This is a genomic window from Anaerobacillus arseniciselenatis (assembly GCF_001865995.1).
Classification (GTDB): domain Bacteria; phylum Bacillota; class Bacilli; order Bacillales; family Anaerobacillaceae; genus Anaerobacillus; species Anaerobacillus arseniciselenatis.
In genome coordinates this window covers 102,664-116,671 of record NZ_MLQQ01000018.1, presented here as the reverse complement: position 1 = coordinate 116,671, position 14,008 = coordinate 102,664, and the positions used below count along the sequence as shown (strand labels likewise).

Genomic DNA, 14,008 nt, shown 5'->3' with positions numbered 1-14,008 from the left:
TTACCACCTTCTACAATAATTTAATTACTCTGCTGTTTATCAAAAAGACTTTAGAAATGAACAAAAAAGGGCAGGCACTTTAAATTATGCCATACCCTTTAAGAAAAATGCGATGTTTAGCTTAGTAAATCATTATCTTCCAATAACTAAAAGAAACGACGACGGGGTGCCATTCCAGGGGCTCCCATACCACCAACAGGCATACCTGGGTTTACAGGTGGTCCTGGAGGGCAAATGAAATCCTGCCTACCTACGCGATCCACTACTGATTGAGTGTGTGGGAAGTTATGATAGTGTTTATACATATGGTCTTGAACAATCGTTGTATGGCTAGGGTGCACCTCTGGTACAATATACTCACAACACTTATGCTTTACATAGTGTTGAGTAGGATGAACACGAGGTGGCATCATTTGCTGTTGAACTGGAGCTACAGGTGCATGCATTCCTGGTCTTGGTCTCGGAAAGAACATGTTTTTTCTCCTCCTTTTTTTATAGGGTCAATATCAACCTATGTAAAAAGGAGCTCACATGTACTAGTATAATCACCTATTTTGTAGTAACATTTTTAAATTCCATTAAAAACAAAAAATGTTACACCGATCATGACGAAAAACAAAATTAAAATATATAAGGGCATTTTAATCTTCTCCATTTGAGTTAATTTCATAATTACCTAAATCGAGCCATATGAAACTATGTGTAATTGCGAACGGTTTAACGCAACTACATTTAGATATAGATAATTGATGGCTATAATATTGAATGATGAAACTCATTAACTTATATTAAAATAATTAATTTCTATCAATTATTTTAATTGTCTTATCCATTAATGACAACTAGAAAATATTTGAATTTACATACTCTTTGTCGTATCGCGTTACTTTTCAGAGAATTCTACAAAATAAATAAGTAAACGCTTACTTAAAATAGAAAAAAATAGAGAAAAACGGCGAAACAGCGCTATTTTTGCGCTTACCCAGGAAATAGATAGTAATTATTTTCACGTTTATTTCCTTCTACTAATGGGTAAAAAGAAAATTAGTTATAGTTTTGAAAGGCGGGATAATATTGGGAAATATTAATGTCATTGGTTATCACTCATTTTATGCTGAAGACGGAAAGAAGTTATCAAATGCTTTAGAGGACAACGGAATAGACATTTTGCATCGTTGTGGTGGTAAAGCAAGATGTGCTTCTTGTAGAGTAGAAGTAATTGAAGGAGACTTTGGCCATTTAACCGAAGTTGAAAAAAAAGCTTTTGCCGCAAAAGGACTCGATGACACAAAAAGTCGTTTATCTTGTCAAGTTCGCGTAAATGGCGATGCATTCGTTAACCCATTAATGACGAAAACAATCTCTGATTTAGACCCAGGACCAAGGCCTGAAGACTAAAAGTAAGTGGCCGCTGTTCCATAAGTTTCCGGCACCATGTAGACCTTACCAAGTATTGAGGGGGGACAAAAGTGTCTGACACTTTGTATTGTCCCATCCTCATACTTGGTACCTAACGGTGTCTGACACTTTCTTGTGGAACATTTCCCCTTTTTATCACTTTATTAGTAGGTCTCCTTTTTTCTTCCCTCTTAGTTTCAAATAATCTCCTAACGTGTCGATCCCCTTCTCTTGTAACAAATACAACAACTGCGTAAACACTTCGGCTGTCATTTGTGCATCATTTAAAGCGTGGTGTCGCTGTTTATTTTCAATATTAAAATAGGAGACTAAACCGTCTAATTTATTGTTCTTCTTAGGTCGCAAATAATTTGCGATATAGTAAGAATCAATAAATGTAGGTTGAAATAGTCCTAATTGCCACCTTTTAGCCATCACTTGTAAAAAATTAACGTCAAAAGATGCCGGATGGGCAACCAAGACGGTACCTTCACTAAACTTTAAAAACTTTGAAAAAACCTCATCAAAAGTCTTACCATTACTTACCTGTTCCTCCGATAACCCTGTAAGTGAATAAATATTATTTGGAACCTCCCCGATAGGCGAGACAATTTCATAAAAATGTTCTGGAAACTTTATTTCATTTACATTCATTTTAATAGCTCCTACCGAAACGATTTCATCACCTAACTTTGGATAAAAGCCTGTCGTTTCTAAATCAAAAACGGTGAAGGTAGTCTCCATTAAACTTTGTTCTAATGATAGATTGACATGATATTGGGCTAACTGTTGAGAAACTATGTTTCGCAAATGTGGATTCATCCGTTTTTTTTGCTGATAAAACGTCGAAAAACGATCATAAAAAAGATATTTTAACACTCGTAAAGAAGGAATAGGTTCCATTTATAATCCTCGCTTTCTGGCGAAAGAGAGTTCACTCATATGTTGCAGGCGTTTGGCGATACTTAATGCTTCTTTAAGCTTCTTTTTTTCCTCTTTATCCATTGTTTCAAGGGAAAGTTCGTTGGATAAGTCCTCACCGTTTCGTAATTGTGCAACGTTATTTTGAAGCCGTAATGACATTAATATATGTAACGCTGTTTTCGCATTGTTCACATCTCTTGGGTGAAACGCTTCTATTTTTTTTAATTTATTTAAACGGTTAATTGTGTTTTCATCTTTAATACCATTCTTAATTGAAAAAATCCTGATACCATTGACTATTTGCATGATCGCTGCCTTTTTTAAATTAATAGATTTCGATTTTCCTGAAGTCGTAATCATGCCAAATGGATTTAACGGAACACGAAAACGAATCGTATCTTTCATTAAAAGTAGTTGCAAAATCTTTCCTTTACGTATCGTTTCAGTCGTTTCCTCTCTTAGTTTTGTTGCCAATGAAAAGTCACCAAAAATGGGACGGTAATCAATAAAAATTGTGAAATTACGGATTTCTTCTGCATCGGTTTCCCTCACCCAACGTGCTACTTCTTTGACCCATTCATTAAGTGAACGACGCCACTTTTTTTCTTTCGCCATGATTCCACCTGTACAAAGAGGAAAACCACAAGTTAATAACCCCCGATTTATTTTTTCGGCAAAAATACGGAAAAATGTCTCAATTTCACCTTTATTCGAAAGGTGTTCATAGTCATCTAAAATAAATCCATTGTCTTGATCTGTACTAAATCCTTGTTCTTTTCGACCTTGACTCCCCATGACGATAAAGCAATAATTAATCGGTGGAGTTCCGTACCCTTCTTGTTTCATTTCTTTTAAGGCTAGCCTAATTACTTGGCGATGTATTTTATCGTTATAATTTGAGATCAACTCACATACGTCATATGCGTAAGTATTTTGTGAAAGCAGTTCTTCTACAAAGTTAATAAAGATAGGATTATACACAGATGCAAGTTTTTTCAACTGACTCACTGAATGCGAATGATGAACACTGTGAGACATATGAATGTAATTCGAATCTTGAAGCTGTAGAAATGATTCTGCCGTTAATACTCCAATAACTTTGTCTTGTTTTGTAATTGGAATAAAGTCAACATGATCATCTTTAAAATACGATAAAATATCATAACAAAAAGAATCATATTGAGCTTGATACGGATTTTTATTCATCACATCTTTAACACATAAATTGAGCTGATCGGTCACAATCGCTTGTAATAAATCTCTTTGTGTCAATGTACCGAGTAAATGGTTGTTGTGATCAACAACTACTAGCCCTGTCTCAGTTTCATCACGAAGCCGTTTCGCAGCTTGAACAAGTGGTGCGTTGGCTGAGATAATCAACGCTTTATTCATAATTGCATCAACTCTCGTACGAAAAAGAGGAATGTTTTCTGTCTCCTCTTCATTTCGCTCACGAGTAATCTCATTGTATAAAGTTTTCATTCTTTCGCCGATGCCTTCTAAAACGATTTCTGAAAAAGCTTTATTGTTCGTCATCACTTGCAGAAGTGCTGATTTTTTAAATTTGATCGTCTCGCAATTTTGCAAAGCTAGAACAGAAAAAGTCATCTTTCCACCTGCAAGCATAATCATTAAGCCGACAATATCTCCTGGATAGTAATAACGAACAGAAAATTGTTCTCCATTTGTTTTATGAAGAATATTTTTCGCTAATCCTTCGATAAGAAAATACAATTCAATTTCTTCTTCATCTTCATGAAATAAAAATTCATTTTTTTTAAATTGTAATAGCTTAGCTTCTTTCGTCATTTCCGCAAATTCCTCTTCTGACAAAAGATTAAAAGGATATGTTTTACGAAGCTTTTCTAAGTTTTCTTTTTTTATCAAAATGCTTCATCTCCCCTAACCAACAATCCAACTCTTCTCAGTTCATCACATTCACGTTGAATAGATTCTTTCACACTTGGATCAAATAATGCTTCAAAACGTTCTAACTCATTTTGGATAGAGTCGACGATCCGTTTTTTCAACTGACTTTCTATAGCCTGGAAGTGAGCTTCAAATGCTACGAAATACCGTTTAGAGCATTCATCGATCATCACACTTGCCATTTCAACACCATCTTGAACTAAAACCTCTTTTAATTGTTTCGCTGCTCCTTCTTCAAAAAAGTCCTTCTTCGAACGAATATATGAAGCATATTTACTCGAACTTACGGAAATGTGCAAATCTGAAACATCGACATTGGTCGTTTCAAGGTTAATTTCATCATCAACATAAACAAATGGGAGTTCTTTTTGTATTATAGTTTCTTCTTCTTTTACCCATTTTTTCGCCCGTTCTTTGATGGCTTCTTCCATACGAATTACAGTTGCTTCTAACTCTTGTTTTAAAAAGTGCTCTCCTAAGCCACGCCATTCTTTAATCGCTGCAGTTAACTGCTCTTGCAGCCCTTTTTTACTATTAGCTGTAAGAATAGAAACGTTAATAGCAGTTGTGAAATAGTCATTTAACACAAAACGCATTCGCTCTCGTAAATAAAGTACTAGCTGTTCAAATTCTTGTAAAATGTCACGGACGGCATAATCGAAAGAAACTTCATTCACTCGCTTCACTTGAAGGGCTACTGTCGTTTTCAGCCTTTCATGCTTCTGTTGCTGAGTCACCTTCTCTTCATTCATAAACGTGATACTGTCTTCTATTTTACGAATATATTGCTTTAAATCATTCGTAATCATATCAACGCTTAATTGCTTTAATTCTAAAATCGTATAATCATAAAAAGCACTTTCAAATTGAGAAAACGTCGTTTCTGAAGTCAGATCATCTTTTTTCGCATTTAGCCCTTCTTTACTTGAAAGATCGTATAGGCGAGGCTCATTAATTCCATTTTTAACCAATTGATCATGTACGTGTTTTCTTACACCGTTAAGTTCACCGGGACTACTAGCTAAGTCACTCGCATTAATCACAAAATACAATTTATCATGCCCAAAGCTTTCATTCACTTTTCCGATTTGCTGTAAAAAGTATTGGTCCGCTTTTGAAAAGGCATGGTTATAATAGGTTAAATAAAAAATCGCATCCGACGTACGCATTTGCGTAAAAGCGACATTCGTATGTCGGCCATGAATTGAATTCACCCCTGGTGTATCTACTAAAACGATTCCTTTATTCGTGATTGGCGAATCGTAATATATTTCTACATGGTCAATAAGGCAAGCTTTACTTTCATTAGCGACTAAACCTTGGAGTTCATCTAGCCCTACCGTAAACTCATTTCCTAACTGACCACTAGACTCGCTTAAACTATTTCGAATCGTTAGTAAATATTCAGCATACGTTTTTTGCCAACTAGAAATCACTTGTTTGAAATTCGGGTTCCAATGATTAATTTTTTGAATATCGATGTCTTCATCTAACTGTTCGGCTACCGCTTTGATCTCATCGTTTAACGCTCGTTTTGACTTTAACGTAACAACTGCCGTTTTGTGCGAATGATCTTTTGTTGACTTTTGAACCGTACTGACCGTTGCCGTCGTCGGATTCGGTGAAACTGGTAATACTTCCTCACCTAATAAAGCATTTGCAAAGCTTGATTTCCCAGCACTAAAAGCGCCGAATAATGAAACGATAAACGTTTGCGTTTCGTAACGGTTTATACGCTCTAAAAGATGATTTCTTTCTTGAGCAAGGGTCGACGTTTTTTTATGTTCACTAAGAACGTTTTTGACATTTTCCAACCAAAGCTCTGTCTCTTCCTCCGAAAAGTAAATAGCTGTACGTTTTGTTTCATCTATTGATTCAGAAGTAATAACACTTTCTTCTTCAAACGTAATATTGGCAAAAGCGTCACTATCATTTTCCGGATAAGAACCTGCCATCGCTTCAACGATTTTTTTATTATACTCTTGTTCAGGTGGAAATGTTTTTAACTGCTCTGTCATTACCTCTATAAATTCGTGATAGTCATTTTCAATTCGTTCGATTTTAAGACGATAGTATTCAATTTCCTTCAGCTTTTCTAATTTTTCATGAAGGGCTTGTTCTTCATGAGTATAGAAGTCCTTCATCCCTTCGATCGTTAGTTCTACTAACTGCCGTGCTTTAGAGCGAATATCTTTAACGATCATATTTGTCATTTCGTTTGTGAATGTATAGACATACTCACGATTAGAGTGGTCAGTATTCACATGTGCTTTCAGTAAGTCACTCGTCACATCATAAGTAAGGTTAGTGAACGCATTTTCAAACTCATCCTTGTTCGTTAATACGACTCTATCGACCTTTTGAAAATACGCTTGAACGTGAAAGAGAAGCTGTGACTTCACTTTATTTTGTAGGTTATTAATTAACTTTTCTAAGCGCCTTTCTTGCTCTTCTGTCGTTTTCTTTTTCGCAAAGAAAACCCCTACTTTAAAACCAGGCTGCAAACTTTCGATCCATTCTCTTACTAAATCGGTTGTTAGTGCTGGGAAAATGGTCACATTTTTAAACAGTTTTCCTAATTCTTGATCAAAACGATGCCACAACCTTTGATCATATTGGCGCGTTGCCTCTAACTGTCGTAATAACTGCTCTTTCTCGGCTAATTGTTCACTTCGAAACCCTTTTGCTTTCATTTCAGCAATGACTTCAGAAACTGCTTCTTGCTGCTCTTCTTCTAAACGATTAACCACCGTCTCATAAAAGCCTTGCTCAAGACGTAACTGTGATCCTTCGATTAAATCTCGGCTTTGATATAGTAATGCTTTTAAATGTTGTTCTAATCGTGGAAATTCATTTAAAGGGTGCGTTTGATTTTTCATCGAAGTAAAGTAAATAGAAATATAATCTATTCCCCAGCTATGAAAAACGGTTTCGATGGATGATTTAAATTGTGAAAATGGAATTTCTGTTTCATTATGTTTGTCGATCTGATTGATCACAATATAAATCGGCTTTTTCTCCACTGATAATTGCTTTAAAAAATAAAGGTTCGTTTCTGATTGCACGTGGTTATAGTCCATCACATAAACAATCGCATCTGTCGTATAAAGTTGTTCTACAGTAATAGCTTCATGGGAGTCGTCAGTAGAATCGACACCAGGAGTATCTAAAATACAGCTATGCTCGCCTAGAAAAGGTAGTGGTGCCGTAATCGTCATCTTCGAAATATCATGACCGTTCATTCCCCATTCGCGAACTTTATTCCACGGAATTTCACCGTGCCAAACCTTTTCTTCTTCACCTTTTGCATGTACCGATAACGCTTGTTCACCATTCTTTATTTCAATAATGTTCGCACTCGTTGGAATTGGGCTCGTTGGTAAAACTTCAGCGCCAACAATCGTATTTAATAACGTTGATTTCCCCGCTGAAAAATGGCCACAAAAGGCGACCTCAAATAATTTTATATCTTTTTTGTTATGTAGTTTTTGCTTACGATCTAACTCTCGTTTCGTATAAGGCAGATCGTTCTCAGTTATAGATTGAAGTTTTTCTATGATCACTTGTATTCCACCATCCTTACTTATCTACTATAACGAATTTTCGAAAAAATGAGAAGAAAAAGAGCGATAAATTCCCCATTAGCTTCCCCCTCTTAAAATGAGACATGAAGCTAATGTGAATCTATCGCTTTTTACGTAATCTTTCTATTCTCGCTTTTAAGTCGTCCAACGTCTTTTTTTCCCTAAGGAGCCGTGCTGCTTTTTTCTGCTGTTCGTAGGCTCGTTCGGAATAATAGAGCGCTTTATCAAAATCTTTAAATTGATGTTCAAAAAGTTTAGCTAATTCAATGCAAGCGGTGATCGCTAGAGCATTTTCTTTAATAGCTACCCCTTCAAAACAGTCCATCGCTTCGTCACGTTGCTTTTGTTTTTTTAAAAGGAGACCTAAAGCTAAAAGCGCCTCATCGCGACAACTAACGTTACTTTTTACGACTTCTTCATACATCTCGGCAGCCTTCATCGGCTCTTTTACTTTTTCGTACCACCTTGCGATTTCATATTTTTCTTTCATCGTACTACTCACATCTTCACAATTTAGTATTCTTTTCGAAAGCTGAACATAAAGCACGATTAAAGAAAGAACATCATATTCATTATGTTTTAGCACACCTTCAATGATTTTCGGATCTTTCTCCTTTAGAAAGTCAAAATAAAGAAGTGGCGCTAAGCTACCAGGTGTATCATCAACTCTTTCGATCCCAAGGATTTCTTTTTCGACAATCGTAAGGCGACATGATGGTAACGTATCTTTCCAAAGCCTTCTTGCGGCATGAAGTAAATCATAATGGCCAAATTTCGGCAATAACGGTACCTTGTCACGAACTAGCGTATGCCTTGTTTTCACTTGTGGCCAATCAAAAGCCTTTCCATTATATGTAACAAGGTTACTTAAATCGTTAACATCTTGTAAAAAATGAAAATACATCGCCGCTTCATCAGCTGGCCCAGGTAAAAAGAATTGTTTTACTTTCACTACGTCATCTTCTAGATGGCAATACCCGAGTAAAAAAATCGTATTTCCCGTTCCACCACCTAACCCGGTGGTTTCTGTATCAAAAAATATCAGTTGTTCTGCATCGATCCCTTTTGTCGATAATGGATGATCTGTATCCGCACCTTCCCAAAGCCGAACGACTTCTTTTAGTTCTGAAAGTTGGGTATTCCCTAGTTGAAAGTCAAGCGGATAATGAATTTCTCGAAAAATTGTATATTGTTCCTCTAAAAACAGTGGCTTGCCTTTCAAAGGTATCCACTGATTAAATTTTGCAGGTAGCTTAGCATCGCTTTTTTCATTGGAATGATCTTCGTAATTTTTTTGTTCTTGTTCAGATGCTTTTCGACCATCTAGCTGCATATGCCCTTTCATACGAGAGAGTTTATTTTTTAAAGACATTTGTATCCCCTACTTCTAAAAGCTTCTTTAACAAGGTTAAAGAGAGCTGTTTCGTATTTGCTGAAGAGTTTGAACTTGAACCGACACCGATACAAGACGGACACCCTTCTTCACACGAACACGCTTCAATATACTGTTTCGTTCTCGTTAAAATTTCATTAATATGCTTATAAACGTCATCACTCAAGCCAACGCCACCAGGATAACGATCATATAAAAAGATCGTTGGCTTTCCTGAATGAACAGCTTTCATTTGTGGTGTCACGTGAAGATCGTTCCTGTCACACATAACATAAACGCTTGCAACAGCTTGCAAAACGTGGGAAAGACCAATAAGTGCATGTTCAAGCTCTTCTTTTCCGATTTCGTCTTGAACACATTCTTCAAATTGAATCCACGTCGCATTCGTATGAAGCTCTTGTTCAGGTAGATGGATCGGTCCTGATCCAATCGTTTCAAAACTCGTTAGCTTAATTTTTTTAAAGATCGTTGCCATCGCATTTACAGTGACATCTCCAAATTCAACCGAACAGCTGGAATGTTTCTTTTGTTTATCTACTTCTAGTACTTTTAACTGCACGGCTAAGTTAGCATCTGTAAAGTAATCAACATCGACTTCGCGGACGAATGCCTTTTTCTCATCCCAATCTAATTTTTCGACTTGGAATTGCGTTCCTTCATGTAAGTAAATCGCTTCATCATGAAGCAAAGTCATGGCACTAAACGTGTCCATCTCACCGATCACTTGATGGTTGGCGACATCGGTTTGATCAATAATAATGACATTTTCCTGAGCCGCTGAACGCAAACTAATATTGTGAGCGGGAAACGATTCGTTCATCCAAAACCATTTATTTTGTTGATGATGAAGCACTTGTTGTTCCGTTAAAAAATGTAACACATCTTCCACATCAACCCCGTCAAAAAGATCTCCTTGTTTAAAAGGAAGTTCATATGCCGCACACTTCAAATGATCGACTAAAATAATTAAGTTGTCTGGATTGATTCGGGCGTGTTCAGGTGTTGCCTCGAAAAAGTATTCAGGTTGGTTCACTATAAATTGATCAATCGGTGTAGAGTTAGCGACCATAATAATTAAAGCTTCATCATGGCGACGACCAGCTCTTCCTGCTTGCTGCCAAACACTCGCAATAGAGCCAGGGTAACCGGTCATTACACACGCTTGAAGTTGTCCAATATCGACTCCTAACTCAAGTGCATTCGTACTAACGACGCCTTTAATATCGCCGTTGCGTAACCCTTGTTCGATTTCTCTTCTTTGCTTCGGTAGATATCCGCCGCGGTAGCCACGAATTGATTTTCTTCCTAGTTGTTTCGCAACAATTTCCTGAAGATGACTTAAAATAATTTCGACCCGGACACGACTTCTAGCAAACACTATCGTTTTGATATCATTTGATAACAACTTGCTAGCAAGTCTTTTCACTTCAACATTTGTACTTTTTCTTATTTGTAACGGCTTATTAATGATCGGTGGATTATAAAAGACAAAATGCTTCCTACCGCGTGGAGCACCGTTATTTTCAATGACGGTCATCTTCGTTCCAGTTAAATTTTCACTTAATTCAAGTGGGTTCGCAATCGTCGCTGATGTACAAATAAATTGTGGGTGACTCCCATAGTAAGCGCAAATTCGTTTGAGACGTCTGATCACATTAGCAACATGGCTTCCGAAGACGCCCCTGTATGTATGCAACTCATCAATAACGACATACTTTAAGTTTTCAAATAAGGAAACCCACTTCGTATGATGAGGTAAAATCGCTGAATGAAGCATGTCCGGATTCGTTATGACGATATGGCCAGCTTTTCTGACGACTTGACGAATATTCGGAGCCGTATCACCATCGTACGTAAATCCTTTAATATCTGCACCAATCGCATCAATCATCTCATTTAGCTCACTACGTTGGTCTTGTGCTAATGCTTTCGTTGGAAAAATATAAAGCGCACGACTACTTGGATCCTCACAAATTTGTTGTAACACTGGTAAGTTGTAGCAAAGTGTTTTTCCTGAAGCCGTTGGCGTGATCGCCGTAAAATGACTTCCTTTCACCGCAAGATCATAAGCCGTTCCTTGATGCGTATATAACTCATGAATACCACGCTGCTCGAGCGCTTTTTTTATCCGTTCGTCTAAAGTATAAGGAAAAGGCACTGTTTTTGCTCTTTGCCCCTCTAGTTCATGCCAATAAACGACATTTTCATCTTCGCACAATTCTTTAATATAACGTTTGAGTGATAATTTTTTCAGCAAATTGACCACACCTCTACAAGTCTATTACTTACAATTATAAGAATATACGTTTGCGTTGTAAAGAGGGGGGCATTTAGTTTACATAATAAAATTACCGTAAATAAATATACTGAAACACAAGAAGAGTCCGAATAGTTAATACAATTGGCACTCCAGTGAGCTATCTCTTTACCTTTTTATATGTATTCCGAGTAAGGATACTCCCGTAAAGCTCAAGATCCTTCTCGATCATTTTTATATTTATCATATAGTTCAGCAATCACATCTTTAAATCCAGGCTTTCCGTCCATACTTTCTTTCGGAATATATTTAACAACACATAACGGTACTTGGTCAGGGGTTAAAAATACACTTAATGGCCAAGCCTCTTGGCTGGTCATCTTTTCGTACGCTGACATATATTTTTGAGAAATATCGATTTCCTAGGATGATCAATCAAGTTTTATATTAAGTAGTTATTTGAACAAACAATGGTCAGTATTCAACTTAAAATCAAGTAAGTGGATATTAACCACGATATATCACCAAAAAGAGGGAATAAATAGAATACTGTTCTTCTTACTTTTCTATTAATTTGTAAAAAACAAAAATAGTGGATACCCTCCCACCGGAGAAGGTATCCATTATCTCTTATAACAACTTTAGCAGTATTTTACCAAGTAACATATGCTGTTCCAACAATTACTAACAGAATAAATAATACAACGATTAACGCAAAACCTGTCACTGGTTTTGGCGGTAAAGTATGAATTGGTTTAAAACAATCAGACATTGTGTTCTACCTCCTTTTAAACTGTGTTCGACATAAACTATGTTTCCTCTTACATAAATGACAGGACAAGTCTACCTTTTTACCGCTAAATAGACTCTAAACTATTTTAATTTTTAACAATTAAATCATAGGAAGTTGATTAAAACCTACACGAGGCAAAAAACCAAACTGACCTGTTCGAAAAATTTGGACATAATCGTAAATTTGAGGACCCGCCCTTGGTCCTTCTTCTCCTGTTGGACTAGGAATATACCATTGAATAGAGACGAGTACCTCGCCCTCACGAATATTAATTGCGGGCGATTGCAGGTTTGGTTCCTGGTGTAATTTGTTAGGTTGGATGGCAACGTGAATTCTTTTAGACCAGAATTTAACAAGGTGAATTCGTAACAAAGCAAATTCAGCTAGTTTAACTATTATTTCATTAGGATCACTTAAAGCTTTGTGGAGGGCTTGTGTTACTTTTTCATCATCCAAGGCTAACCTCCCAATACTAATGAAAGTATATATTCGAACCGTTTCGCACGGATGCTGCAATAATTCAATAAGATAAGGGATGCCTCTTTCTCCTATTTCCTCCCAAGTGTATGACCCGTGATAATAAATGCCATGAACCATAAGGTCTGGCATTTGCTTACATAGTTCTTTTCCAGTCTCATTCCAGCTCTCTTTTAGTTCGTTTGGTTCAGGGGTTGGGGGGCCGATGGAGATTTCCCTTCCTGTAAAAATATCATCCGGGTTTTCAATGCGATTATTCACAACCAGCGTTTCAACTGTTGCTCCAAACTCTTGAGCTAAACACCATAACGTGTCACCAGGTTGAATGACATAATATGGGCTCACACCAGCTTTCGGCAATGGGATATTTGGATCAGGAATGATTAATAGATATCCGGGAACGATCAAGTCTGGACTACAAAGAACATTTGAATTTAGAATCTCCTCTATACTAACGTTAAACCGATTAGCAATTGCAACTAAAGTGTCCCCTTGCTGTATGACATATAACATTTCTTTTTCACTTGCTCCTTTCACTAAAAGCTCGTTTTATTAACCAATAATTATGAAAAAAGCTAATTAAATCTTAGAAGCTTGTATAAGTTATGTCATTAACTACTGTTCTAATATTCGATTAAAAAGCGACTGTTCATATTGAACAATCGCTAACCAGTTACTATAAATAAGAACCACTGTATTTTTAACAATATTCATCTAATTACCGTTGCCACATTCCTATGATTCCTCAATAATAAGGATAATATGGATACGGGTATGGCGTTGGTGGGACAATGTAAGGTAATAGAGCTAATGCGGCTAAAGAAGCTAGCGGAAATTGGCGACGTCTAAAACGTCGAAACCTTCTTCTAGGTCGCCCATAACCAAACCCATAATATTGCCGTTCATCAGAAGCATTTTCGTTTTCACTTTTTCGCTCCATTACATCCTCACCAACCAACACGGTAATGCGATCCATATCTACATGTTCAATAATTCCATCAAATGTTGTACCATCTGCCATCGTTAAAGTAACGTGATAATTCAAGTGTCTTTGGCAATCATCATGTAGCGTCTGTAAGTTGTTGTAATAATCATGTCTTCCTAAAGTCATTTTTTAATCATCTCCTTTTGAATACATGATATTCACCTATAAAAAAAATCGTTCCTTTTTTATGTGAGTGAATTTCATAATTACCAAAAATGAGCCACATCATAATGATACGACTCACAATTTTTTGCATCCTAAACAATAA

At 36.6% G+C, this 14,008-nt stretch carries 11 protein-coding genes; 1 reads left to right on the top strand and 10 read right to left on the bottom strand.

What is annotated here, in order from left to right:
• Positions 1-146 precede the first annotated feature (146 nt).
• Positions 147-473 (bottom strand): spore coat protein, encoded by a 327-nt coding sequence (locus BKP35_RS09555; protein ID WP_245741932.1) that lies wholly within the window; start codon positions 471-473, stop codon positions 147-149.
• A gap of 601 nt (positions 474-1,074) precedes the next feature.
• Here BKP35_RS09555 and BKP35_RS09550 point away from each other — a divergent pair.
• Complete coding sequence (locus tag BKP35_RS09550) at positions 1,075-1,398, top strand: 2Fe-2S iron-sulfur cluster-binding protein (RefSeq protein ID WP_071313119.1); 324 nt, start codon at positions 1,075-1,077, stop codon at positions 1,396-1,398.
• Positions 1,399-1,554: 156 nt separating this feature from the next.
• Here BKP35_RS09550 and BKP35_RS09545 read toward each other — a convergent pair whose 3' ends face one another.
• The 9 genes from BKP35_RS09545 to BKP35_RS09510 form a co-directional block, all read right to left on the bottom strand.
• Entirely contained in the window at positions 1,555-2,301 is a 747-nt protein-coding gene (locus tag BKP35_RS09545) for a 3'-5' exonuclease (RefSeq protein WP_071313118.1), read from the bottom strand.
• On the bottom strand, positions 2,302-4,209 hold the full coding sequence (locus BKP35_RS09540; protein WP_084031562.1) for a DUF294 nucleotidyltransferase-like domain-containing protein: 1,908 nt from the start codon (positions 4,207-4,209) through the stop codon (positions 2,302-2,304).
• Positions 4,206-7,814, bottom strand: coding sequence for a dynamin family protein (locus BKP35_RS09535; protein WP_071313117.1), 3,609 nt, complete (start codon positions 7,812-7,814; stop codon positions 4,206-4,208). The genes BKP35_RS09540 and BKP35_RS09535 overlap by 4 nt, the downstream gene beginning before the upstream one ends.
• Before the next feature lie 121 nt (positions 7,815-7,935).
• Positions 7,936-9,207: a ribonuclease H-like domain-containing protein gene (locus BKP35_RS09530; protein WP_071313293.1), complete on the bottom strand. Its 1,272-nt coding sequence runs from the start codon at positions 9,205-9,207 to the stop codon at positions 7,936-7,938.
• Positions 9,191-11,482: a DEAD/DEAH box helicase gene (locus BKP35_RS09525; RefSeq protein WP_071313292.1), complete on the bottom strand. Its 2,292-nt coding sequence runs from the start codon at positions 11,480-11,482 to the stop codon at positions 9,191-9,193. Before BKP35_RS09525 ends, BKP35_RS09530 begins: the two co-directional genes overlap by 17 nt.
• 215 nt (positions 11,483-11,697) lie before the next feature.
• Entirely contained in the window at positions 11,698-11,898 is a 201-nt protein-coding gene (locus tag BKP35_RS09520; RefSeq protein ID WP_281244214.1) for a DUF255 domain-containing protein, read from the bottom strand.
• 239 nt (positions 11,899-12,137) lie between these two features.
• On the bottom strand, positions 12,138-12,257 hold the full coding sequence (locus tag BKP35_RS18925; RefSeq protein ID WP_084031561.1) for a YjcZ family sporulation protein: 120 nt from the start codon (positions 12,255-12,257) through the stop codon (positions 12,138-12,140).
• Between the two features lie 120 nt (positions 12,258-12,377).
• Positions 12,378-13,268: a LysM peptidoglycan-binding domain-containing protein gene (locus tag BKP35_RS09515; protein ID WP_139192833.1), complete on the bottom strand. Its 891-nt coding sequence runs from the start codon at positions 13,266-13,268 to the stop codon at positions 12,378-12,380.
• Positions 13,269-13,500: 232 nt separating this feature from the next.
• Positions 13,501-13,866 carry a hypothetical protein gene (locus tag BKP35_RS09510; RefSeq protein WP_071313114.1) on the bottom strand — a complete coding sequence of 122 codons (366 nt, stop codon included), beginning with the start codon at positions 13,864-13,866 and terminating at the stop codon, positions 13,501-13,503.
• Positions 13,867-14,008 lie beyond the last annotated feature (142 nt).